At 67.6% G+C, this 26,171-nt stretch carries 23 protein-coding genes; 16 read left to right on the top strand and 7 right to left on the bottom strand.

The window, feature by feature from the left end; translation table 11 throughout:
• Nucleotides 1–3: 3 nt before the first annotated feature.
• The 5 genes from fucP to ASE86_RS12950 all read right to left on the bottom strand — a co-directional run bounded on the left by fucP (nt 4) and on the right by ASE86_RS12950 (nt 5,585).
• Nucleotides 4–1,284, bottom strand: a complete 1,281-nt coding sequence (gene fucP / locus ASE86_RS12930; protein WP_056427680.1) for an L-fucose:H+ symporter permease — start codon at nt 1,282–1,284, stop codon at nt 4–6.
• 52 nt (nt 1,285–1,336) lie between these two features.
• On the bottom strand, nt 1,337–2,089 hold the full coding sequence (locus ASE86_RS12935; RefSeq protein ID WP_056427683.1) for an SDR family oxidoreductase: 753 nt from the start codon (nt 2,087–2,089) through the stop codon (nt 1,337–1,339).
• Complete coding sequence (locus ASE86_RS12940) at nt 2,086–3,363, bottom strand: L-fuconate dehydratase (RefSeq protein WP_056427686.1); 1,278 nt, start codon at nt 3,361–3,363, stop codon at nt 2,086–2,088. Before ASE86_RS12940 ends, ASE86_RS12935 begins: the two co-directional genes overlap by 4 nt.
• A 2-nt stretch (nt 3,364–3,365) precedes the next feature.
• The gene (locus ASE86_RS12945; protein WP_056427688.1) at nt 3,366–4,106 is read right to left on the bottom strand and encodes an SDR family oxidoreductase; all 741 of its coding nucleotides are present in this window, start codon (nt 4,104–4,106) and stop codon (nt 3,366–3,368) included.
• Nucleotides 4,107–4,238: 132 nt separating this feature from the next.
• Nucleotides 4,239–5,585 (bottom strand): MFS transporter, encoded by a 1,347-nt coding sequence (locus tag ASE86_RS12950; RefSeq protein WP_056427827.1) that lies wholly within the window; start codon nt 5,583–5,585, stop codon nt 4,239–4,241.
• A gap of 147 nt (nt 5,586–5,732) precedes the next feature.
• Here ASE86_RS12950 and cyoA point away from each other — a divergent pair, with 147 nt between their 5' ends.
• The 14 genes from cyoA (at nt 5,733) to ASE86_RS13020 (ending at nt 23,233) form a co-directional block, all read left to right on the top strand.
• The gene (cyoA, locus tag ASE86_RS12955; protein WP_235524108.1) at nt 5,733–6,878 is read left to right on the top strand and encodes a ubiquinol oxidase subunit II; all 1,146 of its coding nucleotides are present in this window, start codon (nt 5,733–5,735) and stop codon (nt 6,876–6,878) included.
• 9 nt (nt 6,879–6,887) lie between these two features.
• On the top strand, nt 6,888–8,894 hold the full coding sequence (cyoB, locus tag ASE86_RS12960) for a cytochrome o ubiquinol oxidase subunit I (RefSeq protein ID WP_056427693.1): 2,007 nt from the start codon (nt 6,888–6,890) through the stop codon (nt 8,892–8,894).
• The gene (cyoC, locus tag ASE86_RS12965) at nt 8,891–9,535 is read left to right on the top strand and encodes a cytochrome o ubiquinol oxidase subunit III (RefSeq protein WP_082441916.1); all 645 of its coding nucleotides are present in this window, start codon (nt 8,891–8,893) and stop codon (nt 9,533–9,535) included. Before cyoB ends, cyoC begins: the two co-directional genes overlap by 4 nt.
• The gene (gene cyoD / locus ASE86_RS12970; protein WP_056427696.1) at nt 9,532–9,918 is read left to right on the top strand and encodes a cytochrome o ubiquinol oxidase subunit IV; all 387 of its coding nucleotides are present in this window, start codon (nt 9,532–9,534) and stop codon (nt 9,916–9,918) included. Before cyoC ends, cyoD begins: the two co-directional genes overlap by 4 nt.
• Complete coding sequence (locus ASE86_RS12975) at nt 9,915–10,607, top strand: SURF1 family protein (RefSeq protein ID WP_056427832.1); 693 nt, start codon at nt 9,915–9,917, stop codon at nt 10,605–10,607. Before cyoD ends, ASE86_RS12975 begins: the two co-directional genes overlap by 4 nt.
• A complete protein-coding gene (locus ASE86_RS12980; protein ID WP_056427699.1) occupies nt 10,604–11,899 on the top strand; it encodes an ATP-binding protein in 1,296 nt (431 codons plus the stop codon). The genes ASE86_RS12975 and ASE86_RS12980 overlap by 4 nt, the downstream gene beginning before the upstream one ends.
• Nucleotides 11,900–11,901: 2 nt before the next feature.
• Complete coding sequence (locus ASE86_RS12985) at nt 11,902–12,432, top strand: response regulator transcription factor (RefSeq protein ID WP_200911550.1); 531 nt, start codon at nt 11,902–11,904, stop codon at nt 12,430–12,432.
• A gap of 213 nt (nt 12,433–12,645) precedes the next feature.
• Nucleotides 12,646–15,456 carry a TonB-dependent receptor gene (locus ASE86_RS12990; protein WP_082441917.1) on the top strand — a complete coding sequence of 937 codons (2,811 nt, stop codon included), beginning with the start codon at nt 12,646–12,648 and terminating at the stop codon, nt 15,454–15,456.
• A complete protein-coding gene (locus tag ASE86_RS12995) occupies nt 15,453–16,478 on the top strand; it encodes a phytase (protein WP_082441918.1) in 1,026 nt (341 codons plus the stop codon). The genes ASE86_RS12990 and ASE86_RS12995 overlap by 4 nt, the downstream gene beginning before the upstream one ends.
• A 68-nt stretch (nt 16,479–16,546) precedes the next feature.
• Nucleotides 16,547–19,249: a hypothetical protein gene (locus ASE86_RS13000; protein WP_056427705.1), complete on the top strand. Its 2,703-nt coding sequence runs from the start codon at nt 16,547–16,549 to the stop codon at nt 19,247–19,249.
• A complete protein-coding gene (locus ASE86_RS13005) occupies nt 19,246–20,436 on the top strand; it encodes a rhamnogalacturonan acetylesterase (RefSeq protein WP_056427708.1) in 1,191 nt (396 codons plus the stop codon). Before ASE86_RS13000 ends, ASE86_RS13005 begins: the two co-directional genes overlap by 4 nt.
• The gene (locus ASE86_RS13010; RefSeq protein WP_056427711.1) at nt 20,426–21,382 is read left to right on the top strand and encodes an alpha/beta hydrolase; all 957 of its coding nucleotides are present in this window, start codon (nt 20,426–20,428) and stop codon (nt 21,380–21,382) included. Before ASE86_RS13005 ends, ASE86_RS13010 begins: the two co-directional genes overlap by 11 nt.
• 61 nt (nt 21,383–21,443) lie before the next feature.
• On the top strand, nt 21,444–22,451 hold the full coding sequence (locus ASE86_RS13015; protein WP_056427714.1) for an aldo/keto reductase: 1,008 nt from the start codon (nt 21,444–21,446) through the stop codon (nt 22,449–22,451).
• Nucleotides 22,452–22,483: 32 nt separating this feature from the next.
• On the top strand, nt 22,484–23,233 hold the full coding sequence (locus ASE86_RS13020) for a phosphatase PAP2 family protein (RefSeq protein WP_082441919.1): 750 nt from the start codon (nt 22,484–22,486) through the stop codon (nt 23,231–23,233).
• On the opposite strand, the gene galE is transcribed toward ASE86_RS13020, so the two are convergent.
• Nucleotides 23,184–24,179: a UDP-glucose 4-epimerase GalE gene (gene galE / locus ASE86_RS13025; protein ID WP_056427717.1), complete on the bottom strand. Its 996-nt coding sequence runs from the start codon at nt 24,177–24,179 to the stop codon at nt 23,184–23,186. The genes ASE86_RS13020 and galE overlap by 50 nt on opposite strands.
• A 71-nt stretch (nt 24,180–24,250) precedes the next feature.
• On the opposite strand from galE, the gene msrA reads away from it, so the two are divergent.
• A complete protein-coding gene (msrA, locus tag ASE86_RS13030; RefSeq protein WP_056427719.1) occupies nt 24,251–24,793 on the top strand; it encodes a peptide-methionine (S)-S-oxide reductase MsrA in 543 nt (180 codons plus the stop codon).
• Nucleotides 24,794–24,871: 78 nt separating this feature from the next.
• Entirely contained in the window at nt 24,872–25,141 is a 270-nt protein-coding gene (locus ASE86_RS13035; protein ID WP_056427722.1) for a hypothetical protein, read from the top strand.
• A 5-nt stretch (nt 25,142–25,146) separates the two neighbouring features.
• On the opposite strand, the gene ASE86_RS13040 is transcribed toward ASE86_RS13035, so the two are convergent.
• Nucleotides 25,147–26,127 (bottom strand): L-threonylcarbamoyladenylate synthase, encoded by a 981-nt coding sequence (locus tag ASE86_RS13040; protein ID WP_056427724.1) that lies wholly within the window; start codon nt 26,125–26,127, stop codon nt 25,147–25,149.
• Nucleotides 26,128–26,171 lie beyond the last annotated feature (44 nt).

Below are 26,171 nucleotides of genomic sequence, written 5' to 3' on the forward strand. Positions count from 1 at the left end.
AGGCTAGTGGATCGGCACGGGGTTGTCATCGCCGATCGCGCGCCCGCCGGCCCGTGCGGCCGACCGCGCGAAGAGCAGCACGACGATGAACGCGATCGCCGGAACCAGCATCGCGGTGTTGATGCCCGCGACATCGGACAGATGGCCCATCGCGGCGGTAATCGCCGCCCCGCCGATGATCGCCATGACGATCAGCGACGCGCCCGCCTTGCGCAACGGGCCAAGCCCGTCGACGCCAAGTGCGAAGATCGTCGGGAACTGGATCGACAGGAAGAAGCTGGCCGCAACCAGCATCATCAGCCCGGCCAGGCCGCCGACCAGCGCGGCGCCGATCGCCAGCACCAGCGCACCGGCGGCGAAGGCCGTCAGCAGGCGAGTCGGCGCGATCCGGCTCATCATCGCGGTGCCGACGAAGCGGCCGATGCTGAACAGCACCAGGCTGGCGAACAGGTAATCCGCCGCGGTCCGCTCGATCATGCCGGGCACGTTGAACTGCGCGTAGCGGATCGTGTAGCTCCACAAGCCCACCTGCGCGCCGACGTAGAAGAACTGCGCGACCGCGGCGAACAGCAGGCGGGGGTGGCGAAAGACGCGCGAAAAGGGTGGCGTGGCGTCTTCGCCGGCTTCGGCGCGGGCGTCGGGAAAGCGGATCAGCGCGGCGGCAAGCGCGAAGCCCAGCACGACCAGGCCGATCACCAGATACGGCGTCTGCACCGCCTGCGTCTCTGCGCGGTAAAAGGCTGCGCGTGCGGTCGGGGCCATTGCCGCGATCGCAGTATCGTCATGCGCGATTTCGGACAGGATGAAATATTTGCCGATCAGCACGCCGGCAAGCGTCCCCACCGGGTTGGCCGCCTGCGCCCAGTTGAGCCGCCGCGTCGCGGTCGCCGGATCGCCCAGTTCGGTCATCAGCGGATTGGCCGAGGTCTCCAGGAACGCGAGGCCCGAGGCGATGACGAACAGCGCGGCGAGGAAATAGCGATACTCCCCGAAATGCGCGGCCGGATAGAAGAGCAGCGCGCCTGTGGCATACAGCAGTAACCCGGTGACGATCGCTGCCTTGTAGCCCTTCGCCCGCACGACCATCGCGGCGGGCACGGCCAGGCAGAAATAGCCGAGGTAGAACGCCTGCTGGACGAAGCTCGTCTCGAAATCGGAGAGGGTGAACGCCTTCTTGAACTGCGCGATCAGGATGTCGTTCAGGTTGTTCGCCATCCCCCACAGGAAGAACAGCGACACCGTCAGGATGATCGCCGGTGCATAGCTGCGCGCCTTGCCGGTCATTGCCCTCTCCCGTATTTTTTACGTTGTCATCCCCGCGCAAGCGGGCCGGTGTCTAATCCAGCGCCCGGTCGAGGTGGACATAGCCGCCATCGACGAACAGCCATTGCCCCGTCGTATGCCCCGAGCGCGCCGACAGCACGAACAGCACCGTGTCGGCAATTTCCTCGGCCGTCGTCATGCGTTTGCCCAGCGGTATCCGTGCCTCGATCGCGTCGCGCTTCATGTCCGGATCGTCGAACGTGTCGAGCCAGTCGCGGTACAGCGGCGTCATCACTTCCGCCGGCACTACCGCGTTGACGCGGATGCCGTCGGGGGCAAGGGCGGCGGCCCATTCGCGGGTCAGGGCCAACTGCGCGCCCTTGGCGGCGGCGTAGGCGCTGGTGTTGCCCTGTCCGGTCAGCGCGGTCTTGGACGAGATGTTGACGATGCTGCCCCTGGCGGCACGCAAGCTGGGCAGCGCGTGATGCGCCATCGTGAAATAATGCACGAGGTTCTGGTCGAGCGAGGCGCGGAAGTCGGTGGGTGAGCGGTCCAGCCCCACGCCGTCGTTGGCGCCCGCATTGTTCACCAGCGCATCGATCCGGCCGAAGGTCGCGACGACCTGCGCGACTGCCGCTTCGCACGCCGCATCGTCGGACAGATCGGCCTTGACGAACAGTGCCTCGCCAAGCGAGTCCCCGGGTGCCGAGCGCGAAACGATGACCGGCCGCGCGCCTTCCGCGACAAGTCCGGCGGTGATCGCGGCACCAATGCCGGAGCCGCCCCCGGTGACGATGACGACCGCGTCCACCAGCCCCAGCTTCACGCGCCGAACCGGAATTGCTCGAGCGTCGCGGGCTTCATCTCGATCGAATAGCCGGCTCGCGTCGGCGGCATGTACGCCGCGTCGCGGATGACGCACGGGTCGAGGAAATGCTCATGCAGATGATCGACATATTCGGTCACGCGCCCCTCCATCGTTCCAGAGAAGCACAGATAGTCGATCATCGACAGATGCTGGACATATTCGCACAGGCCGACGCCGCCCGCGTGTGGACAGACCGGCAGGTCGAAGCGAGCGGCCAGCAGCATCACCGCAAGCGCCTCGTTCACCCCGCCGATGCGGCAGGCGTCGAGTTGCACGACGTCGCAGGCGCCGGCGGCCATGAACTGTTTGAACAGGATGCGGTTCTGGCACATCTCGCCGGTCGCGACCTTGACCGCGCCGATGCCGTCCCGGATCGCCTTGTGGCCCAGCACGTCGTCGGGGCTGGTCGGTTCCTCGATGAACCAGGGGTTCGCAAACGCCAGTGCGTTGACCCAATCGATCGCCTGGCCGACTTCCCACACCTGGTTGGCGTCGATCATCAGCTTGCGTGTCGGGCCGAGGACGTCGCGGGCGATCGTCACGCGGCGGATGTCGTCTTCGAGATCGCGGCCGACCTTCAGCTTGACGTGGTCGAAGCCGGCATCGACCGCCTCCTGCGTCAGGCGCCGCAGCTTCTCGTCCGGGTAGCCGAGCCAGCCTGCAGAGGTCGTGTAGCAGGGATAGCCGGTCGCCATCAGTCGCTCGATCCGCTCCGCCTTGCCGGCCGCCCGTTCGGTCAGCAGCGCCAGCGCCTGGGCAGGGGTGATCGCGTCGGTCAGATAGCGGAAATCGATCGCGCGGACGAGGTCTTCGGGCGTCATGTCGGCGACCAGCCGCCACACGGGTTTGCCCTCCGCCTTGGCCCACAGGTCCCAGATCGCGTTGACGACCGCGCCGGTCGCCAGGTGCATCGCGCCCTTGTCGGGGCCGATCCAGCGCAACTGGCTGTCACCGGTCAGCCGCCGCCACATCGCGCCGGCATCGGCGGCGATCTCCTCCAGCGTCAGGCCGATGACCAGATGCCGCATCGCCTCTATCGCCGCGACGCAGACGTCGTTGCCGCGACCGATGGTAAAGGTCAGGCCGTGGCCTTCCAGGCCCGGCGTATCCGTTTCCAGCACGACATAGGCGGCCGAATAATCCGGGTCGGGGTTCATCGCGTCCGACCCGTCGAGCGACAGGCTGGTCGGGAAACGCAGGTCGACGGTGCGCAGGCCAGTGATGGTCGTCATCGTCAGTTGACCCAGCCGCCGTCGATCACATGGACCGCACCGGTGGTGAAACTCGCCTCGTCGCTCATCAGATAGGCGACCAGCGCAGCGATTTCCTCCGCCTTACCCAGTCGCCCCATCGGCTGGCGGGCGACGAAGGCGGCGTCGGCATCCGATACGCTGACGCCCTGCGCGCTGGCCTGTTCGGTCACGCGCTGGCGCAGCGACGGCGTGGATACGGTGCCGGGGCAGATGCAGTTGCAGCGCACGTTGGCCCCTGCGAAGTCGGCCGCGACGGCTTTGGTCAGCCCGATCACCGCCGCCTTCGACGCGCCATAGGCATAACGGTTGGGGATGCCCTTCACGCTCGATGCAATGCTGCTCATGTTGACGATCGATCCGTGCCGACGCTCCAGCATCGCGGGCAGATACGCGCGGATCATGTGGTGCATGGCGTGGACGTTCAGGTCGAAGCTCAGCGCCCAGTCGGCGTCGCTGCACTCCAGGATGTTTCCCGCCGCGACGAAGCCGGCGATGTTGGCCAGCGCGTCGATCGGGCCGGTCTGCGCAGGGAGCGCGGCGACGGCGGCCGGGTCGGTCAGGTCGATGGTGATCGCCTTCACGCCGGCGATCGATGCCAGCGCATCGGCATCGCGATCCGCGGCCCATACGGTAGCGCCCTCGTCCCGCAGCCGCTCCGCCGCCGCACGCCCGATGCCCTGCGCCGCTGCCGTCACCAGCACGGCTTTGCCCCTGAACCGCATTCTTCCGCCCCTCCCGATTAGACTTTTATTAGTCAAAATCGGTTTTCAGGCAAGCGGGATGTGGGATCGGCCTGGCACCCAAAGAGGCACATCGGTGCCCCGCTCTCGCCGACGTGAGGGGGAAGGGCCAGATCAGCGGTCGGAGCGACCCCAATCCTTGTTGATCGCCAGCGCCGCGAGCGTGCAGATCGCGCCCGAGAGCAGGTAGGCGCCGACCGACCACAGACCGAGTTTGCTCGCCAGCGTCAGTGCGACGAGCGGCGCGAAGCCGGCGCCGATCAGCCAGGCGAGGTTGGCGACCGTCGCCGCGCCGGTGTAGCGCCGTGCGGGCGAGAAGCGGCCGTTGACCGCGCCCGACGACTGGCCGAAGGCGATGCCGAGCAGCGCGAAGCCGGTCATCATGTAGACGATCTCGCCACCCGCGCCGGCGTTGAGCAGTTGCGGCGCGAAACCGCTGTACGCACCGATCAGCACCGCCGACACGCCCAGCACGGCACGCCGCCCGACGCGGTCGGCGATGATACCGCTTGCCAGCATCGCGAGCACGCAGACGACCGCGCCGATCATCTCGATGATCAGGAACCGCTCCGCCGACTCGCCGGTGTACAGCGTTACCCACGACAGCGGAAACACGGTGACCAGATGGAACAGCGCGAAGCTGGCGAGGGGAGCGAAGGCGCCGAGCGCGATCGTGCGCCATTCGACGCGGACGGTTTCCCAGAAGGGTGCGGCCTGGAGCTCGCGGTTCTCGAACAGCTTCTGGAAATCGGGCGTCGCGACCAGGCGCAGGCGCGCGAACAGGGCGACGACGTTGATCGCAAAGGCGACGAAGAACGGGTAGCGCCACCCCCAGCTGATGAAATCGGCATCCGACAGCGTGCTGAGGAAGAAGGCGAACAGGCCGCCCGCGACGATCAGGCCGAGCGGGGCGCCCAGTTGCGGGATCATCGCGTACCACCCGCGGCGGTCCTGCGGCGCGTTGAGCGACAGCAGCGACGGCAGCCCGTCCCACGCCCCGCCCAGCGCCATGCCTTGGCCGATCCGGCACAGCGCCAGCAGCCAGGCGGCGGCGATGCCGACCGAGGCGTAGCTCGGCAGGAACGCCATCGCCATCGTCGAACCGCCGAGCAGGAACAGCGAGATCGTGAGCTTCACCCCGCGGCCGTGGTTGCGGTCGATCCACATGAACAGCGCCGAGCCGAGCGGCCGGAACATGAAGGCGAGCGCGAACAGCGCGAAGGAATAGAGCGTGCCGGTGGTCTTATCGACGAAGGGGAAGATCAGCGACGGGAAGACGAGGACCGAGGCGATGGCGTAGACGAAGAAGTCGAAGAACTCGCTCGTCCGCCCGATGACGACGCCGATCGCGATCTCCCCCGGCGCGATCTTGCCGCCGTGCGCATGGATCGCGGCGGCGTCGCGTTCCAGCGAGGTCGAGTCGGCTCCGCCATGCCCGTGGGCAGCGGGGTCCATCGTCATCGACGGTGCACTCATTGGTTGTTTCGCTCCCGCAACCCCAGCAGGGGTGATCCGTTACAACGCTTCTTGCCCTATAAAGTGCAAACCGGGGGATAGGACAAAATGTCCACTGTCGGAAATGGGGGGCGAAGGGATAGGCGCAGCATCATGTCCGATACCTCTTTTTCCGAGATGCGGCGCCGGTTGAAGGCGATGGTCCTGTTGCCCGCGCTGGCGGTGCTGGCCGCCTGCAACATGCAGGTGCTCGACCCCGCGGGCGACATCGCGCTGCAACAGCGCGACATCATCTACATCTCGACCGCGCTGATGCTGGTCATCATCGTGCCCGTGCTGGCGCTGATCTGCGTGTTCGCGTGGCGGTATCGCAAGGGCAATACGGACGCGACCTACGATCCCGATTTCCACCACTCGACCTCGCTCGAACTGGTCATCTGGTCGGCGCCGCTGCTGATCATCATCTGCCTGGGCGCCCTCACGTGGTGGAGCACGCACCTGCTCGACCCCTTCCGGCCGGTGAACCGCATTTCGGCGACGAAGGCGGTCGACCCCAAGGTGAAGCCGCTCGACATCCAGGTCGTGTCGCTCGACTGGAAATGGCTGTTCATCTACCCCGAACAGGGCATCGCGACGGTCAACGAACTGGCGCTGCCGGTCGATCGGCCCGTGCGGTTCCACCTGACGTCGACCAACATGATGAACACCTTCTATGCGCCGACGCTGGCGGGCATGATCTACACCATGCCGGGGATGCGCAGCACGCTGCACGCGGTGCTCAACCGGCCGGGCAAGTTCGCAGGAATGTCGGCCAATTATTCGGGTGCCGGTTTCTCCGACATGCACTTCACGCTGTACGGCGTGAACGATCGCGACTTCAACGCGTGGGTGGGTCGCGTGAAGCGGGCGCAGCTCGTGCTCGACACGCCGACGTATCTCGAGCTCGAAAAGCCGACCGACAAGGTGCCGGCGATGTATTTCGCCCGCGTCCAGCCGGGCCTGTTCGACCGTGTCTATCAGCGCTGCGTGCGGCCGGGTACGCCCTGCATGAGCGACATGATGCGCCACGACCAGGACGGCGGCGCGATGCCGTCGATGCACGGCAGCCAGCCGCCGGGCGGCAAGAAACCCGAAGGCGGAATCTTCAAGGGCGGCAGCGAGATGGACGTGTCGCCCAACCGCGGCAAGGAACCGACGAAGCCCTCGGGCAACGCCGACCCCAGCGACCCGCGCAACCGGGACATGTCCCGCATCGACATCCCCGCCCCGACCGGTGCCCCGCGCACCGCCGCGGCATAGGAACCCGACATGTTCGACCAACCCCTGTCCAAGATCCTCTTCGGGCGCCTCGGTTTCGAATCGTTTCCGATCCACGAGCCGATCCTGCTGATCACCTTCGCCGGCGTGATGCTCGGCGGCCTCGGCCTGCTGTTCGTCGTCACCAAATACCGGCTGTGGGGCTGGCTGTGGCGCGAGTGGTTCACCTCCGTCGATCACAAGAAGATCGGGATCATGTACATGATCCTGGGGATCATCATGCTGCTGCGCGGCTTTGCCGACGCGCTGATGATGCGTACGCAACAGGCGATCGCGTTCGGCGCGAACGAAGGCTATCTGCCGCCGCACCATTATGATCAGGTCTTCACCGCGCACGGGACGATCATGATATTCTTCGTCGCGATTCCCTTGGTCGTCGGCCTGATCAACTATGTCATGCCGCTCCAGATCGGCGCGCGCGACGTGGCGTTCCCCTACCTCAACAACCTCAGCTTCTGGCTGACGGTCGCAGGCGCGCTGCTGGTTATGGCATCGCTGTTCATCGGCGAGTTCAGCCGCGCGGGGTGGCTGAACTACGTGCCGGTCTCAAACCTGCAGAATTCGCCCGACGTGGGGCCGGACTATTACCTCTGGGCGCTCCAGATCGCCGGTGTCGGCACGACACTCAGCGCGATCAACATGGTGACGACGATCATCAAGATGCGCGCGCCCGGCATGTCGATGATGAAGATGCCGGTGTTCTGCTGGACGGCGCTGTGCAGCAACGTGCTGGCGGTCGCGATCTTCCCGATCCTGACCGCGGCGTTCGCGATGCTGATGCTCGACCGCTACATCGGCACCAACTTCTTCACCAACGATCTTGGCGGCAACGCCATGATGTACTGGAACCTGGTGTGGATCTGGGGCCACCCGGAAGTGTACGTGCTGGTCCTGCCGGTGTTCGGCATCTTCTCCGAGATCACCTCGACCTTCTCCGGCAAGAGACTGTTCGGCTATTCGTCGATGGTCTACGCGAGCGTCGTCATCACCATCCTCGCGTTCCTCGTCTGGCTGCACCACTTCTTCACCATGGGGTCGGGGGCGAGCGTCAACAGCTTCTTCGGCATCGCCACGATGGTCATCTCGATCCCGACCGGCGCCAAGATCTTCAACTGGCTGTTCACGATGTACCGCGGCAACATCCGCTTCGAACTGCCGATGATGTGGACGGTCGCGTTCCTGCTGACCTTCACGGTCGGCGGCATGACGGGCGTGCTGCTGGCGGTGCCGCCGGCCGATTTCGTGCTGCACAATTCGCTGTTCCTGGTCGCGCACTTCCATAACGTCATCATCGGCGGCGTGGTGTTCGGACTGTTCGCGGGCATGACCTACTGGTTCCCCAAGGCGTTCGGCTTCCGGCTCGACCCGTTCTGGGGCAAGGTCAGCTTCTGGGGCTGGGTCATCGGCTACTGGGTCGCGTGGACGCCGATCTACATCGTCGGCCTGATGGGCACGACGCGGCGCGTGAACCATTTCAGCGACCCGTCGCTCCAGCCCTGGTTCATCATCGCGGCGATCGGCGCGGTCATCATCCTGATCGGTATCGTCGCCTTCCTGATCCAGATCGCGGTCAGCGTGATGCGGCGCGACCAGTTGCGCGACACGACCGGCGATCCGTGGGACGGCCGCACGCTCGAATGGGCGACCAGCTCGCCGCCGCCGGCGTACAACTTCGCGCACACCCCGGTCGTCCATGACCTGGATGCCTGGTGGGACATGAAGTCGCGCCATGCGAAGCGGCCCGAGACGGGCTTTGCGCCGATCCACATGCCGCGCAACACCGGCACCGGCGTCATCGTCTCCGCGCTGTCGCTCACCCTCGGCTTCGGGATGGTCTGGTATATGTGGTGGCTGGCGATACTGTCGTTCGTCGGCATCGTGGTCGTGACCATCGTCCATACGTTCAACTACGACCGCGATTATCACATCCCGGTCGAGGAGGTGACGGACGTCGAGGACGCCCGCACCGCCCTGCTGGCCAAGGGAGCCGCGGCATGAGCACGACCACGACCGCATCGGGCGAGACGGTGTTCTACCTCGACGAGAGCGACGGGCACGGCGACGGCCATGCCCACACCGGCCCCGGCGGCAGCACGATGCTGGGGTTCTGGATCTACCTGATGAGCGACGCGCTGATCTTCGCGACGCTGTTCGCGACGTACGGCGTCGTCGGCACCAGCTATGCCGGGGGTCCGGGCCCGCGCGAGCTGTTCGAACTGCCGCTGGTCGCGATCAATACCGCGATCCTGCTGACCTCGTCGATCACCTACGGTTTCGCGATGATCGCGATGCAGGAGGGGCGGCTGTCCGGCACGCGTGCCTGGCTGGCGCTGACCGGGCTGCTGGGCGCCGCCTTCGTCGGCGTCGAGCTCTATGAATTCTCGAAGCTCGCGCACGAAGGCGCGACGCCGCAGACCAGCGCGTTCCTGTCGGCCTTCTTCACGCTGGTCGCGACCCACGGCCTGCACGTGACGGTCGGCATCGTCTGGGTCGGCGTGATGCTGGTCCAGCTGACCCAGCGTGGCCTCACCGCCGACAACAAGCGCCGCGTCATGTGCCTCAGCATGTTCTGGCACTTCCTGGACGTCGTCTGGATCGGCGTCTTCACCTTCGTCTACCTGCTGGGATCCCTGCGATGACCGATACCCCCGTTGCCGCCACGCACGGCCACCACGAGGTGCCGACGCACGAGGACGAACACCTCCACGTCTCGCGCCGCGGTTACCTGACCGGGTTCGCGCTGTCGGTCGTCCTCACCGCTATCCCGTTCTGGGTGGTGATGGCGGGCGCCTTGTCGCCGAACTGGACGGTCGCCGTCGTCGTCGCCGCGGCGGTGGCGCAGATCGTCGTCCACACCATCTACTTCCTGCACGTCAGTTCGCAGTCGGAGGGCGGCTGGACGCTGATGGCCTATGTCTTCGCCGCGGTCATCGTGCTGATCGTGATCGCCGGGTCGCTGTGGATCATGTACCATCTCAACACCAACATGATGCCGATGTCCGGCATGGACGGGACGCCCTGACCACACGCCGCCCCGTCCTCGCGCTGGTCGCCGCGCTGGTGACGGCGGGGCTGATCGCGCTGGGCGTGTGGCAACTGGAGCGGCGGGCGTGGAAGCTCGACCTGATCGCCAGGGTCGATGCGCGCATCCACGCCGCGTCTGCCGCCTTCCCGTGGAGCGGGGGCGCGCCGCAGGACCTCGAGTATCGCCGCGTTCGCGTGACGGGTATTTTCGACCATGCGCGCGAGACTTTGGTGCAGGCCCTGACGACACGCGGGGCAGGCTTCTGGGTGATGACGCCGCTGCGGACCGCGGACGGCACCATCCTCGTCAACCGCGGCTTCGTGCCTGAGGATCGTCGCGACCCCGCCCGCCGCGCGGCTGGACAGGTTGCCGGAGCTACAGGCGTCATTGGCCTGATCCGCCTGAGCGAGCCCGGCGGGGGTTTCCTGCGCAACAACGATCCGGCCGCCGGTCGCTGGTATTCGCGCGACGTCGGCGCGATCGCGGCGACCAAGGGGCTGGGGCGGGTCGCGCCGCAGTTCGTCGATGCCGATGCGACCCCCAACCCCGGCGGCTATCCGATCGGCGGTCTGACCATCGTCGCGTTCCGCAACACGCACCTGGTCTATGCGCTGACGTGGTTCGCGCTGGCCGCACTTGCCGCCTTCGGCACCTGGCTGCTCTGGCTTGGGGGACGGCGGGCATGATCGAGCCGCCGCTGCTTGCGCTCACCCGCCAGCGTGGCGATGCACCCGATGACGGTGCCGCCGCGCAGAACATGCGCCAGCTGGTCCAGCTGCGCTGGATCGCGGTGGCCGGGCAGACCGCGACGATCCTGCTCATGCATTTCGGGCTCGGCGTGCCGCTGCCGGTCGTGCAGATGCTGGGCGTCGCGCTCGCGCTGGCGCTCGTCAACCTGGCGACGACGCTCGCCGCCCCGCGCCACCGGGTGCGCACGATCGAGATCATGCTGGCGCTGCTGCTCGACATGGCGGCGCTGACGCTCCAGCTGTATTTCAGCGGTGGCGCGGGCAATCCGTTCATCTCGCTCTACCTGCTCCAGGTCGTGCTCGGTGCGATCCTGCTGCCGACGCCGGCCGCGGTCGTGCTGACAGCGGCGGCGGGTGCGAGCTATGCGCTGCTGACGCTGCGCGCGCTGCCGCTGATCCTGCCGAGCGGGCTGATCGCCGACAGTGCCGATCTGTTCGCGATCGGACGCTGGATCGCGTTCGTCATGGTCGCCGGGCTGCTGGTGATGTTCATCGCGCGCATCAGCCGCAACCTGCGCGCCCGCGACGCCGCCGTCGCCGACCTACGCCAGCACGCGGCGGAACAGGACGGCATCGTCCGCATGGGCCTGTTCGCCAGCGGCGCGGCGCACGAACTCGGCACGCCGCTCGGCACGTTATCGGTGATCCTGGCCGACTGGCGGCGGATGCCGGGAATCGCCGACGACCCCGCTCTGGTCGCCGACGTCGTCGAGATGCAGGGCGAAGTCGGCCGCTGCAAGGCGATCGTCAGCGACATTCTGCAATCCGCCGGCCAGCCGCGCGGGGAGGCGATGGAGCGGGCGAGCGCGCGCGCGTTCCTGGACGATTGCGTGGCGACGTGGGGCCGGCTGCGTCCGGATGTGGCGCTGCTCTATATCCCGCGCGCGCTTGGCGAGACATCGGTCGCGATCGATCCGGCGCTCAGGCAAGCGATCTGGAACCTGCTCGACAATGCCGCCGAGGTGTCGCCGCACGCGGTCGAACTGGAAGCACGGGTCGAGACCGAGCATCTGGTGATCGCGGTCGCCGACGATGGCCCGGGGTTCGCGCCGGACGTCCTCGCCGGGCTCGGCGGACTGTATCGATCGACCAAAGGTGAGGGGCATGGCCTGGGCCTGTTTCTCGCGACCAACCTCGCCCGTCGTCTCGGCGGACGACTGGAGGCGCGCAACCTGACCCACGGGGCCGAAGTCCGCCTGATCCTGCCGGTGGTGGGCAAGGGATCGTGACCATCGACGGCCCCAGCCTGATCCTCGTCGAGGACGACGCGACCTTTGCCCGGACGCTCGGCCGGTCGTTCGAACGCCGCGGCTACCGCGTGCGGATCGCTGCCGATGCGGGCGAGCTCGACGCGCTGCTTGCCGAGGAGGTGCCCGACCATGCCGTGGTCGACCTGAAGCTCGGTACCGGTTCCGGCCTGCCCTGCGTCGCGCGGCTTCACGCACTCGATCCGGCGATGCTGATCGTCGTACTGACCGGCTATGCCAGCATCGCGACCGCGGTGGAGGCGATCAAGCTGGGCGCGTGCCAGTATCTGGTGAAGCCGTCGAATACCGACGACATCGAAGCCGCGTTCAGCAAGGCGGTCGGCGACCCCGACATCGACATCACCGCACGCCCGTCGTCGATCAAGACGCACGAATGGGAGATGATCAACCAAACGCTGGCGGAAACGGGCTTCAACATCTCCGAGACCGCGCGACGCCTGGGGATGCACCGGCGGACCCTGGCACGAAAGCTGGAGAAGCGGCCGGTGAAGTAAGGGATGCCTCATCCCGGTTCGTGCTTCAACGGGCTCGAGGCGAACGGATGTCGGGCGTGTCGACGAACTCCCGCCGATTTGTGACAGTGCACGTCGCGATATCGTCACGTCCCCGTAACCAAACCCCCACGCCCGCGTAACAATCCTGCGCCAAGGCCGGCCAATCGCAGGCGTGAACCGCGCCGCGACCGCCATTCGCTCAGGGGGAGCATCATGACCACCGTCCTCACCGGCGCCCGCAAGCTTGCGGGCGTCTCTCTAGTCGCACTCGCCGTCGCTGTGTCGTCCACGCCGGCGCGCGCGAACGACCCCGTTGCGCCGAGCGCCAGCACGCCGACCGCCGGCCCGACCGTCTCGGGCCGCGTGTATGACGCGACCGGCGCTGCGCTGCCGGGCGCGCGCATCGTCGTCGAAGGGACGGGGGCGGAGGCCACCACCAACCTGCAGGGCGAATTCGCCGTCGCCGCACCGAGCGCGGACGGGGATATCGCCTTGCGCATCGACTATCTCGGCCGCGACGTGCTGCCCTACACCGTCACGGCGGCCGAGCGTGGTCGCCCGGCGATCATCACGCTGCCGGCCGCAGGCGCGCCGGGCGATATCGTCGTTACGGGCCAGTCGCTGCTCGACAACACCGCCCGCGCCCTCAACCAGATGCGCCAGGCCGACAACACCGTCACCATCCTGTCGTCGGACGCGATCGGCCGCTTCCCAGATCCGAACATCGCCGAGGCATTGCAGCGCGTCGCCGGCGTCGGCATCGAACGCGACCAGGGCGAGGGCCGCTACATCAACGTCCGCGGCGCGCCGAGCGAGTTCTCGGCCGTCTCGGTTGACGGCATCCAGATCCCCTCGGTCGATCCGACCACCCGCGCGGTCGATCTGGACACGCTGCCCTCCGACATCGTCGGCAACATCGAAGTGACCAAGTCGCTGCTGCCCTACCAGGACGCGGATTCGATCTCGGGCGCGGTCAATATCACGACCCGCTCGGCCTTCGACCGCAAGGGCTTCGCGCTGACCGGCATGGGCGGCATGAGCTACAACCAGTTCGGCAAGGGTAACGATTACCGCGCGTCGGGGTCGATCAGCGACCGCTTCGGCGGCGACCGCCAGTTCGGCATCCTGCTGTCGGGCAGCTATTCGAAGACCGACCGCCAGCCCGACAATGTCGAGAACACCTGGGCCCAGACCGCGGCGGGCCTGCGCGTCACCGAAACGCTGTTCAAGGACTACCGCACCCGCCGTACCCGTGTCGCCGGGTCGGGCGCGTTCGAATGGCACCCGACCGATCGCACTCAGCTGTGGGTCCGCGGCACCTATGCCCGGTTCAAGGACAACGAATTCCGCGACCGCATCGGCATCCTGTGGAGCGAAGGCACGCTCGCGGCGGGATCGACCGATACCGCGGCGACCTACACCAACACGCGCGTCGAAAAGCAGATCCGCCACCGCGCGCAGGTGAACGAGATCTGGACCGCGACCGCAGGCATCGAACAGCGGCTGGGCGACGGCACCGTCCGCCTGGACGGCGCGTACAGCGAATCGTCGCAGACCTATCCGCGCCGCGACGAGCTTCTGTTCCGCTCGACGCTGCGCCCGACGCTCAGCTACGACTTCGGCACCAGCAGCGACCTGCCGGTCTATTCGCTGTTCACCGGCAACCCGCACCTCCAGACCGGCACCTATGCCTTCCGCGAGAATGCGTACCGGTCGAACACGACCAAGAACGACGAGCTGACCGCCGCCCTGCGTATCGACCTGCCGGTTACTACAGGCAGCGGCACGATCACCTTCTCGAGCGGCGGCAAGTACCGCGAACGCAACATCCTGGCCGATGAGGAGCGCTTCCGCGACCGTCGCGCCACCGCGGCACCGACCCGCACGCTTGCGGGTTTCCTGTCGGACGAGGAATCGCGCAACTTCGACTATGCGCTGGGTAACCGCATCGACGGCAGCCTGGCCGATGCGTATTTCGATGCGACCAAGGCGGCGTCCGAACGCCGCCTGCCGCAGTCGCTGACCGCCGACTATACCGCGAACGAAAAGGTGCTGGGCATCTTCGGCATGGGCAAGGCGGAACTCGGTCGCCTGACGCTGATCGCCGGCCTGCGCGTCGAGACGACCGATTTCCGCGGGACCGCGCCCAGCGTGTCGCGGACCGGCGCGATCACCACCGCGCTCGCCAAGTCGGGCTACACCGAATTCTTCCCGAACCTGACGGTGCGCCAGGCGTTCACGCCCAACCTGATCGGTCGTTTTGCGCTGAGCCGTGCGATCAACCGCCCCAACTTCCCGCAGATCGCCCCGCGCGTGCTGGAGACGACGGAGGGTAACACCGTCCGCGCCGAATTCGGCAATCCGGACCTGCAACCGACGCTGTCCAACAACATCGATGCGGGCCTGGAATATTACATCCGCCCGCTCGGGCTGATCGCGGTCAACGGCTTCTACAAGGACCTGACCGACTATCGCTACACGTTGACCAGCACCGGAACCTACCTGGGCGTCGCCGGCGCGATCCTCAGCCGTCCGGTCAACGCGCCCGAGGGCAAGCTGTACGGCGTCGAGGTGAACTGGCAGCAGCAGCTGAGTTTCCTGCCCGGCGCGCTGGGCGGGTTCGGCGTATTCGCGAACTATACCTACACGCAAGGTGACGCGCGGTTCGATGACGCGTTCGTCGGCCGCCGCGACTTCGTCCTGCCGGGACAGTCGAAGCATATGTGGAACGCGTCGCTGTTCTACGAGCGCGGGCCGGTCAACGTCCGCGTCGCCTATACCAAGCGGTCGGACTATCTCGACGAGATCAACGCCGACAACGCCACGCTCGACCTGTATTGGGAAGGCCGCGGGCAGCTGGACGCGACCGCCAGCCTGCAGGTGCTGCGTGGCATCAACCTGTTCTTCGAGGGCAAAAACCTGACGAATTCGGCGGGCGTCCGCTACTTCGGTCAGCGTACCCGTGTCTACGAATATGAGAAGTTCGGCTACACGTTGTTCGGTGGCGTGCGGGTGAAGCTGTGAGGGCGCTGCTCCTCGCTCTGCTGCTCGGCGGCTGCGCGGCGACCTCGGTCGCGCCGCCGTCCGGCCAGGCGCCGCAGGTGGCCGCGCTTGCGGAAACCGACCCTGTCGATACCGCCAACGACGCCGCGGACGATCCTGCGATCTGGCGCAACCGGCGCGATCCAGCCGCCAGCCTGGTGATCGGGACCGACAAGAAGGCCGGGATTCACGTCTATGATCTCGCCGGCAAGCGGGTGTCGTTCACGCCGGCCGCGCGGCTGAACAACGTCGACCTGCGCGACATGGGGGCCAAGGGCGTGATCGTCGCGGCGAGCGACCGCGCGGACGTGACGCAGGCGCATGTGTCGATGTTCACGCTCGACACCGCGGCGCGCACTTTGCTGCCGACCGGGCGCTTCCCGGTGGGAACGGGCGAGGCCTATGGCATGTGCCTGTGGCGCCGCACGAAGGACGCTGCGCTGTTCGGCTTCGTCGTGCTGAAGGACGGCCGGATCGATCAGGTCGCGATCGACCTGTCGGGTACGGCGCCCAGGGTGACGACAGTCCGCAGCATGAAGCTCGGCACCCAGGCCGAGGGGTGCGTCGTCGACGATCGTACGGGGCTGTTGTATGTCGCCGAGGAGGACGTGGGTCTCTGGCGCTTCGACGCCGATCCGTCCGCGCCGACCACCGCGACCTCGATCGCAAAGGTCGATCGCCGTATCCTGTTCGACGATGCGGAGGGGTTGGCGCTCGCGCCGAAGGGACGGGACGGCGGCTATCTGGTCGTGTCGAGCCAGGGCGACAACGCCTACACGCTCTACCGCCTGCCGGGCGTGACCTATGCCGGCCGCTTCCGCATCGGCGGCGGCGCGGTCGACGGGACCAGCGATACCGACGGGATCGAACTGCTGCTCGGCAACTTCGGCCCGAAATACCGCCGCGGGCTGTTCGTGGCGCAGGACGGCGACAATGCGCCAGACACGCAGAACTTCAAATATGTCAGCTGGGCCGACTCGCTGAAGGCGCTGCGATTACGGTAGCTTGACAACTTCCTCCACTTGTCGGACCAGATCGTAAGATACGGTTCGACAATGTGGGACGGAGAGGTATGTTCACCCGCCGCGAGGCCATCCGCACGACGGCGCTGACCGGCGCTGGCGCCGCCCTGTCGACCAACGCCGTCGCCGCGACGCGCGGGTCGGGTTTTCAGCCCGCGTCCGTGCGGTGGATCGACGGCACCGGACCGGTGACCCATTTCGGACAGACCTTCGGTGTCGCCTGGCCCCGCGGTGCCGTGTCGAAACGAACGGCGCTAGCACTCGCATCGGCCGACGGCGCTCGCCTAGCGGGACAGAGCTGGACCGTCGCGACCTGGCCCGACGGCTCGGTAAAGTGGAGCGCCCATGCGTTGCCCGCCGACGTCGCCCTGGCCGGCCTGACCGTCGTCCAGGGCAGGCCACGTACACCGGCCGATCCGGTGACGGTTCGCGACACCGCCGATGCCGTTATCGTGTCGAGCGGCGACCTGCGCTGGGAATTTCCCCGCGCCGGTACGGTCGTCATCCGCGGCGCATGGCAGGGCGATCGTCAGCTCGTCGGCCCGGTGCGGCTGGTCGGCAGCCTCCGCAGCGCGGCAGAGGACGGCACGCTGACCCCGTTCGAGGGCACGATCATCAGCGTGACCGTTGAACAGACCGGCCCGGTCCGCGCGGTCGTCCGCGTCGAGGGCACGCATCGCGCAGGGCTGCGCGATTGGTTGCCGTTCACCGTCCGCTTCTACGCCTATGCCGGTACGCCGTCGCTGCGCATCGTCCACAGCTTTGTCTACGATGGCGATCCGGCACGGGATTTCCTCGCATCGCTGGGGCTCAGCGCCGAGGTACCGATGCGCGGCGCCTTGCATGATCGGCACGTCCGTATCGCCCACGACCGCCAGACCTTCGTCGAGGCCGTCCGTCCGCTGACGGGCCTGCGTCGCGATCCCGGTGCGGCGTACCGCGAGGCGCAGGTGGCGGGCCGGGCAGTGCCGCCGCTTGCCGGAATGGCGGCCAGCGTCCGCGACAGCCTGGACCTCATCCCGGCCTGGGGCGATTTCCGCCTGGAACAGGCCAATGCCAACGGCTTCACGCTGACCAAGCGCACGGCGCCGGGCCATGCGTGGATCGACAGCGACGAAGGCCGTCGCGCGCCGGGCCTCGCCTATGTCGGCAGTCCGACAGGCGGCGCGGCGATCGGCGTGCGCTATTTCTGGGAACGCCACCCGAGCGCGATCGACATCGACGGCGCGACCGGCGACACGGCGCGGCTGACCGCCTGGCTCTGGTCGCCGCGCGCGCCGGCGATGGACCTGCGCCCCTATCACGGCACGATGGGGATGGAGGATTACCCGGCCCAGATCCGCGGTCTGAACATCACCTACGAGGATTACGAGCCCGGCTGGGATACGCCGACCGGCATCGCGCGGACTAGCGAACTGACGCTCTGGGCGCTGCCGGCAACCCCCGAAACGCCACGGTTCGAGGCGATGGCAAAGGCCGTCGCGACGCCGCCGCAGCTGATGACCTCCCCCGAGCACCTCCACCGCGCCGGCATATTCGGCGACTGGAACCTGCCCGACCGCACCAGACCCAATCGCACGGCGCTGGAAAACCAGCTCGCCAACATGCTCGATTTCTACGAACGCGAGGTCGATCAGCGGTCGTGGTACGGCTTTTGGGATCACGGCGACGTGATGCACACCTACGACGCCGACCGGCATCAGTGGCGCTACGACATCGGCGGGTTCGCCTGGGCGAACAGCGAACTCTCGCCCGATCTGTGGTTGTGGTATCAGGTCCTGCGCACCGGTGACGCGCGTGCGTTTCGCTTCGCCGAGGCGATGACGCGGCATACCGGCGAAGTCGATGTGTATCACCTGGGCCGCTTCGCTGGCCTCGGCACGCGGCACGGCGTCCAGCATTTCTCCGACAGTTCGAAGCAGACACGCGTCAGCAACGCCGCCTATCGCCGGATGTTCTTCTACCTGACCGGCGGGGACGAACGGGTCGGCGACCTGATGCGCGCGCTGGTCACATCGGACCGGTCGCTTGCGGGCGTCGAGATCGGGCGCAAGACGCCGTCCGCGCAGGCGCGTCCGCCGGCCGGCATGATCGACATGACCTTCGGCACGACGTGGTGCACGATCGCTGCGGCCTGGCTGACCGAATGGGAGCGGACCGGCGACACCCGCTGGCGCAACCGGATCGTCGCGGGGATGGACAGCATCGGCCGCCTGCCGAACGGCTGGCTGGAGGGGAGCGCGTGGTACGACCTCGCCTCCGGCCGGTTCATGGCGCAGGGCAAGGGCATCCGGATCAGCCACCTGAACGCGGCGTTCGGCGCGCCCGAAATCAGTGCGGAGCTGATCGCGCTGGTCGATGTGCCGCGCTACAAGACAGCGTGGCTCGACTATTGCCGCTGGTACAATGCGCCCAAGGCCGAATTCGAGACGCAGTTCAAGACGCGCTGGACCAACCGCAACCTGCGCGCCAGCCATGCGCGGCTGACGGCCTATGCGGCGAAGATGACCGGCGATGCGGCGCTCGCGACCCGCGCGGTCGAGGAGTTCTACAGCGCCGATGCCGGGCTGATGGTCGAGCCGAGCGATCCGCGGCGGACGGTGAACGGCGTCACCGAATGGCCGGGGATTTCGACCAACGCCGCGTCGCAATTCGGGCTGACCGCGATCCAGATGCTCGACCTCGTTCCCGCAGCGCTTGATCGCTTGCCGTTTCCGCCCCCGCGCGCCCGTCGTCCGGGGGAGGGCGAATGAGGATCGTCCTGATGATCGCCGCATGTCTCGGCCTCGCCACGCCGGCCGTCGCGCAGGTCCGCAGCTTCGCCCTCGATACGGCAAAGGCCTATGACGGCGACGCGGGGTTCGAGGCACCGGGGCTGTTCTCGGTCAAGGTGCCGCCCGGCAACTACCGGGTGACGGTGACGCTCGGCCAGCCGAAGCAGGCGACCGACACGACGGTAAAGGCCGAGGCACGGCGCCTGATGCTCGATGCGGTGAAGGTGCCAGCCGGCAAGCGGATCGAGCGCAGCTTCATCGTCAACGTCCGCACCGCGGCGATCACGCCGCCGGAGGTCAACGCCCCCGGCGCGACGATGGTCGAGCTGAAGCCGCGCGAGAAGGGCAGCTTCACCTGGGACAACCGGCTGACGCTGGAATTCGCCGGACCCAGGCCCGGCGTGACCGCCGTCAGGATCGAGCCGGTGCAGGTGCCGACGCTGTTCCTGCTCGGCGATTCGACCGTCACCGACCAGCAGTTCGAGCCGGCCGCGAGCTGGGGCCAGATGCTGACCGTCTTCTTGCACCCCGACATCGCCGTCGCAAACCACGCCGAATCGGGCGAATCGATGAAATCGTTCGTGATGGCCAAGCGCCTCGCCAAGGTTCTCGAAAGTGTGAAACCGGGCGACACCGCGATGATCCAGTTCGGCCACAACGACCAGAAGGCCAACTGGCCGCAGACCTATGCTGCCGCCGGCACGACGTACCGCAGCTGGCTGCGCGTCTTCATCGACGAATTCCGCCGCCGCGGGGTCGGCGTGATCCTGGTCACCTCGCCGGAGCGGCGTAACTGGACCGCGGACGGGCGTATCCGATCGACGCTGAGCGATTACGCCGCTGCGGTGAAAGCCGTCGGGGCAGACGAGGCGGTGCCGGTCATCGATCTGAACGCCGCCAGCACGCGCATCTACGAGGCGCTGGGTCGGACCCGTGCGCCACTTGCGTTCAACGATGGCGGCAAGGATGCGACGCACCACAACAACTACGGCGCCTGGGTGCTGGCGCGTGCGGTCGCGCAAGGATTCACGGACGCGAAGCTGCCGATCGCAGCGCATCTCCAGCCCGGTTTGGCGCCCTTCGATCCGGCGCGACCGCCCGCGCCTGAAACCTTCGTGCTCGCGTCCAGCGCGCGCACCAGCGGAGTCCGTCCCGATGGCAATTGACCGCCGCACATTGCTCGGTGCCGGTGCCGCGACCCTTGTCACCGCGCCTGCGCTCGCTCAGGTCACGGCCGCGCCCGAACGTATCCCGCTCTGGCCCGGCCGCCCGCCCGGCGAGCCGGATGCGGGCGTGAGGAACGTCGTCATCCAGCGATCGAAGACGCCGGGCGATCTTGCCTGGACCAGCGTCGGCGATCCGGTGCTGGTCGTCGCGCGGCCGACGCGGCCGAATGGCGCGGCGATCCTGCTGATCCCCGGCGGCGGCTATACGCGCGTCGCCACCCGGCGGGAGCCCGGCGGCATCGCCCGCGACCTCGCTGCCAAGGGCTACACGGCGTTCGAGCTCCTCTACCGCTTGCCCCATGACGGCTGGGCGGCCGGCCCCGATACGCCACTCCAGGATGCACAGCGTGCGATGCGGCTGATCCGGGCGGGCGCCGGCACGCGCTGGGCGATCGACCCGGCGAGGATCGGCGTCATGGGTTTCTCCGCCGGCGGGCATCTCGCCGCGCGGATTGCGACCAGGTTCGCGCTCAAGACCTATGATCCGGTCGATGCCGCCGACACGCAGTCGCCGCGCCCGATGGTCGCGGGGCTGTTCTATCCGGTCGTGACGATGCTCGACGAGAGCGTCCACGCTGCGTCGCGCAAGGAACTGCTCGGCGCGCGGTTGGCGGACGCCGGGTGGCAACGGCGTTACTCCGCGCAGATCGACATCCCGGCCGACGCCGCGCCGTGCTTCGTCACGACCAACACCGACGACCGGACCGTGCCCGCCGCCAACAGCCTGCTGATGTACGCAGGGCTGGCCGCGGCGAAAATCCCGGCCGAGCTGCACATCTTCGACCGCGGCGGCCACGGCCCGCCGACGTCGCGCAGGAACGGCGCGGTGATAGACTGGCTGGGCATGTATCTCGCCTTTGCCGCCGACCATGGTCTTGCCGGATAAGGATATTCCGCCGGCCTGACGGGTTATCCGCGCTTCCCCTTTCGCGCGCAGGATTTTCGCCATGGCCCAACAGCAGTACCGCCCGCCCTACGACTTCGGCCTGGGCGGCGTCGCCATCGGCAACGAATTCGAATTCGCTACCGACGAGCAGGCGGAGGAAACGCTGTCCGCCGCGTGGGACGCGGGCGTGCGGTACTTCGATGTCGCACCCTGGTATGGATTGGGCCTGGCGGAGCGGCGGATGGGCCGGTTCCTGGCGCGCAAGCCGCGTGACGAATTCGTGCTGTCGTCGAAGGTCGGCAAGCTGCTCCACGCCAGCCGCGATCACCGGGGCCGAGAGTATTTCCCGTTCAGCCCGTCGCCCAATACCCCGCATTTCGACTACACCGCCGACGGCGTGCTGCGCTCGATCGAGGACAGCCTGCAGCGCATGGGGCTCGACCGGCTGGACGTGGTGTTCGTCCACGACCTGTCGCCCGACAACACCTATCTGCCCGCCGACTGGGAAGCGCTGTGGCCGGTCGCCGAGAAGGGCGCGTTCCCCGCGCTTACCCGGTTGCGCGACGAAGGCGTGATCGACGGCTGGGGCATGGGCGTGAATTGCCCGCAGCCGATCCTGCGCTGCCTGGAGGTCGCCGACAGCGATATCCACCTGCTCGCCAGTCAATATTCGCTGATCGACCATGCGACCGCGGTCGAGCAGGTGTTCCCGAAGGCGCGCGCCGCCGGGGTCAGCTTCGTCGTCGGTTCCGCACTCAACGCCGGCTTTCTGGGGGGCGCGCCGCGCTACAACTACGGTCCGGACAACACGGTCATCGCCGACGACAAGCGCGAGACGCTGGCGACGCTGAAGGCGGTCGCGGCGACGCACGGCGTCGATCTGGTCGCGGCCGCACTGCAATTCAGCAAGGCGCCGGATGTCGTCTCGGTCCTGACCGTCGGCACGGCCAAGCCGCTCAACCTGCTGAAGGACCATGCCGCGCTCCAGGCGAAGATTCCGGCGGCGTTCTGGGACGACCTGCGCGATCGCGGGATCATCCATCCCGATGCGGCCACGCCGGCGTCGTGACGCGGGGCGCGGGACGGGATAGGTCGACAGCGATGCACACCCAAGACCTGACGCCGCCGACCCTGTCCCCGGAGGAAACCATCGCCCGCGGCGTGCGCCATCCCCCGGCGCTGCTATGGGCTGCGGTGTGCGGGGCGGTGGCGATCGCGCTGCTGCTGGCGGTCGGCGCGGTCATCGGGCGCAGTGGGGGCTTTGCGTTCGACCCGCGGATCATCACTGCACTGCGCGTTCCCGGCGATCTGGCCCAGCCGATCGGCCCGCGCTGGTTCCACGGCGCGATGGTCGATATCACCGCGACCGGCGGCGCGACCGTGCTGACGCTGGTCGTCATCGCCACGCTCGCGCTGCTCGCCTCGCGTCGCCTGTGGCTGACGGCAGGCCTGACCGCCGCCGCCACGATCAGCGGATCATGGGCGGTGACCCAGATCAAGCTCTACATCGGGCGCCCGCGGCCGGAGGTCGTCGATCATCTGGTCCAGGTCACCGGGAACAGCTTCCCTAGCGGTCACGCGGCCAACAGCGCGATCGTGTACCTGACCATCGCCGCGCTGGCGACGCAGGTGACGAAGGGCGCTGCCACCCGCAATGTGCTGCTGGCCGGCGCGATCGTGCTGGTCGGCGCGATCGGGTTCAGCCGCGTCTATCTGGGCGTCCACTGGCCGAGCGACGTGCTGGCCGGGTGGAGCTTCGGCACGCTGTGGGCCGGCATGTGGTGGCTGCTTGGCGCGTGGCTCAGGCGCCGCGTTCCGCCAGCTGCCGTTCCCACGCCAGCGCGTCCCTGACGATCCCGTCCAGGTCGGCGTGCTGCGGTCGCCACGGCAGCGTGGCGAGGATGGCGCTGTTGTCGGCGATCAGCGCGGCGGGATCGCCCGCACGGCGCCCCTCCATCCGCCGCTCGATCGTCCGGTTGGTGACCCGATCGACCGCGTCGAGCACTTCGAGAACCGAGAAGCCCTTGCCGTAGCCGGCGTTCAGGAAGTGGCTCTCGCCCGGGTTCGCGATCAGCAGTTCCAGCGCATGGACGTGCGCGGCGGCCAGATCGGTGACGTGGATGTAGTCGCGCACGCCCGTCCCGTCCGGGGTCGCGAAGTCGGTGCCGTAGACGCCGACCTGCGCGCGCTTGCCGGTCGCCGCCTCGACCGCGACCTTGATCAGATGCGTCGCACCCGCGGTCGACTGGCCCGACCGGCCCTGCGGATCGGCACCCGCGACGTTGAAGTAGCGGAGCGCTGCAAAGTTCATCGGGTGCGCCGCCGCGACATCGCGCAGCATCGCCTCCGTCATCAACTTCGACATGCCGTAGGGATTGATCGGCCGCTGCGGATCGCTTTCCGCCACCGGCACCTTGTCGGGCGTGCCGTACGTCGCGGCGGTCGAGGAAAAGATGAAATGCTTGACGCCGCCAGCCACCGCGGTTTCGATCAGCGTGCGCGAGGCGGCGGTGTTGTTGCGATAATATTTTAGCGGGTCGCTGACCGATTCGGGTACGACGACCGAACCGGCGAAGTGCAGGATCGCGCGCACGTCATGCGCGGCGATGACGTCCGCGACGCCTGTGTCCTCCACCGCCATCGCCACGAAGGTCGCGCGGGGATCGACCGCCCAGTCGAACCCGGTGACCAGGTTGTCGATCACCACCACCCGGTAACCGGCATCGAGCAGCGCCAGCACCGCATGGCTGCCGATGTAGCCGGCGCCGCCCGTCACCATCACGCTGCCGTCGATCATTCGCGCATCCCTCGCATTGTCCATGCCCGCCACAATCCTATCTTAGCAGGCAAAGCAAGGAGATAGGTTTAATGGAAACGGCAACCTTCGCCGGCGGGTGCTTCTGGTGCACCGAAGCGGTATTCAAGGATGTGATCGGCGTGGACGGCGTCGAAAGCGGCTATATCGGCGGCCATCTGCCGAACCCGACCTACAAGCAGGTCTGCGGCGGCGATACCGGCCACGCCGAGGCGATCCGCATCACCTTCGATCCCGCACAGGTCAGCTACGGCGACCTGCTCGACATCTTTTTCGCGACGCACGATCCGACGCAGCTGAACCGGCAGGGCAACGATGTCGGCACGCAGTATCGCTCGGCGATCTTCCCGCACGACGACGGTCAGCGCGCCGAAGCCGAAGCGGCGATCGAGCGTAACGCGGCGAACTGGCCGGCACGGATCGTGACGACCATCGAACCGCTAGGCGAATGGTATACGGCGGAGGACTATCACCAGGAATATTGGGATGGCGAGGGCCAGCGCAATCCATACTGCCTGGCTGTCATCCCGCCCAAGCTCCAGAAGCTGCGCAAGTCGTTTGCCGCGCGGTCTAAAGCAGTGACCGCCGACGCCTAACGGGGAACCGACCGCCCGGTTGTCGGTTTTGCCGCGACCGGGCGGTCTGCCCCGGAAGTCTTAACGGGGATTAATATCATGAAGAAATTTGCCGCGACCGCCCTGCTCGTCGTCCTGGCCGCGCCGCTCGCCGCTTGCGGTGGCAACGGCGACGACAAGCTGGCCACGCAGGCCGAGGACCGCGCCGAGGCGAAGGCCGACGAGGTCCGCGCGATGGGCGGCAACGAAGCCACCGCCGAGCGGATCGAGAAGGACGGCGAGCGCCGCGCCGACGCGATCGATGATTCGGATGTCGATGCCGACGAACTGACCCAGGGTCAGAAGAACGCGATGACCGCCCCGCAGTAAGCGGATCAACGATGGGCGGCGCGCCGCAACCGATCGTTGATCGCGTCGCCCAGACCCGCCATCGGCACCGGTGCCACCGCGATCGCCGTGCGATCGCTGGCATCGGCGCGGTGAAGCGCGTTGAACAGGCGTGCAGCGGCTTCGGTCAAGTCGCCGGTGGCGGACAGCGTGTCGTCGCCGGAGATTGCGCCAAAGCCGATCAGCCATTCGTTCAGTTGGGCCGACATTGCGTTCAGCCGGACGGGCTTTGACGGCGCATAGTGCAATTCCAGCTGCCCCGGCGACGTCACCCCCGCCGTGCTCCCGCGCAGGCGGGAGCCCAGAGTTTCAGAGGACGTCTCTGGCGGCCCTAGGCTCCCGCCTGCGCGGGAGCACAAGAGGAGCTGTTCGGCCGTTATCGGCCCCGGCCGCAGGACTTCCCGCGTCCGCGCATCGACGATCGTCGATTCCACCCCCGCACTCGTCGGCCCGTCGTCGATCACCAGTGCGATCCGTCCATCTAGCGTCGCCAGCACATGCTCCGCCCGTGTCGGGCTGATCCGATTGCTGGCGTTGGCCGACGGCGCCGCCAGCGGCTTGTCCGTCGCCTTCAACAGCGCCTGCATCGCCCGGTGCGCAGGCACGCGGATCGCGACCGTGCCGAGTCCCGCGGTCACCAGCGACGACACCGCCCCGGGCCGAACCGGCACGACCAACGTCAGCGGCCCCGGCCAGAACCGTGTTGCCAGTGCGCGCGCGGTATCGTCGAACACCGCCAGTGCTTCCGCTGCCGCCAGGTCCGGTACATGGACGATCAGCGGATTGAAGCTGGGACGCCCCTTGGCGGCGTAAATCCCCGCCACAGCATCCGAATCGGTCGCGTCGGCGGCCAGGCCATAGACCGTCTCGGTCGGCACCGCGACGCATCCGCCGCCTGCGATCACGCGTGCGGCCTCCGCTATCGCGGCCTCGCCGTAGGGTAAGGTTTTCGTGCCCGTTGCGCTCACTTTTTCGCGGCTATAGGCGGTTGGCGAACAGCACAAGCGAGAGG

It is taken from the genome of Sphingomonas sp. Leaf33 (assembly GCF_001421785.1).
Lineage (GTDB): Bacteria > Pseudomonadota > Alphaproteobacteria > Sphingomonadales > Sphingomonadaceae > Sphingomonas.

What these genes read in the sequence shown, in the direction of transcription:
- fucP (WP_056427680.1), bottom strand. Translation starts at nt 1,284, where the DNA reads ATGACCGGCAAGGCGCGCAGCTATGCACCGGCGATCATCCTGACGGTG.
- ASE86_RS12940 (WP_056427686.1), bottom strand. Translation starts at nt 3,363, where the DNA reads ATGACGACCATCACTGGCCTGCGCACCGTCGACCTGCGTTTCCCGACC.
- ASE86_RS12945 (WP_056427688.1), bottom strand. Translation starts at nt 4,106, where the DNA reads ATGCGGTTCAGGGGCAAAGCCGTGCTGGTGACGGCAGCGGCGCAGGGC.
- ASE86_RS12950 (WP_056427827.1), bottom strand. Translation starts at nt 5,585, where the DNA reads ATGACGATGGACCCCGCTGCCCACGGGCATGGCGGAGCCGACTCGACC.
- cyoA (WP_235524108.1), top strand. Translation starts at nt 5,733, where the DNA reads ATGTCCGATACCTCTTTTTCCGAGATGCGGCGCCGGTTGAAGGCGATG.
- cyoB (WP_056427693.1), top strand. Translation starts at nt 6,888, where the DNA reads ATGTTCGACCAACCCCTGTCCAAGATCCTCTTCGGGCGCCTCGGTTTC.
- cyoC (WP_082441916.1), top strand. Translation starts at nt 8,891, where the DNA reads ATGAGCACGACCACGACCGCATCGGGCGAGACGGTGTTCTACCTCGAC.
- cyoD (WP_056427696.1), top strand. Translation starts at nt 9,532, where the DNA reads ATGACCGATACCCCCGTTGCCGCCACGCACGGCCACCACGAGGTGCCG.
- ASE86_RS12980 (WP_056427699.1), top strand. Translation starts at nt 10,604, where the DNA reads ATGATCGAGCCGCCGCTGCTTGCGCTCACCCGCCAGCGTGGCGATGCA.
- ASE86_RS12990 (WP_082441917.1), top strand. Translation starts at nt 12,646, where the DNA reads ATGACCACCGTCCTCACCGGCGCCCGCAAGCTTGCGGGCGTCTCTCTA.
- ASE86_RS13000 (WP_056427705.1), top strand. Translation starts at nt 16,547, where the DNA reads ATGTTCACCCGCCGCGAGGCCATCCGCACGACGGCGCTGACCGGCGCT.
- ASE86_RS13005 (WP_056427708.1), top strand. Translation starts at nt 19,246, where the DNA reads ATGAGGATCGTCCTGATGATCGCCGCATGTCTCGGCCTCGCCACGCCG.
- ASE86_RS13010 (WP_056427711.1), top strand. Translation starts at nt 20,426, where the DNA reads ATGGCAATTGACCGCCGCACATTGCTCGGTGCCGGTGCCGCGACCCTT.
- ASE86_RS13015 (WP_056427714.1), top strand. Translation starts at nt 21,444, where the DNA reads ATGGCCCAACAGCAGTACCGCCCGCCCTACGACTTCGGCCTGGGCGGC.
- ASE86_RS13020 (WP_082441919.1), top strand. Translation starts at nt 22,484, where the DNA reads ATGCACACCCAAGACCTGACGCCGCCGACCCTGTCCCCGGAGGAAACC.
- galE (WP_056427717.1), bottom strand. Translation starts at nt 24,179, where the DNA reads ATGATCGACGGCAGCGTGATGGTGACGGGCGGCGCCGGCTACATCGGC.
- msrA (WP_056427719.1), top strand. Translation starts at nt 24,251, where the DNA reads ATGGAAACGGCAACCTTCGCCGGCGGGTGCTTCTGGTGCACCGAAGCG.
- ASE86_RS13035 (WP_056427722.1), top strand. Translation starts at nt 24,872, where the DNA reads ATGAAGAAATTTGCCGCGACCGCCCTGCTCGTCGTCCTGGCCGCGCCG.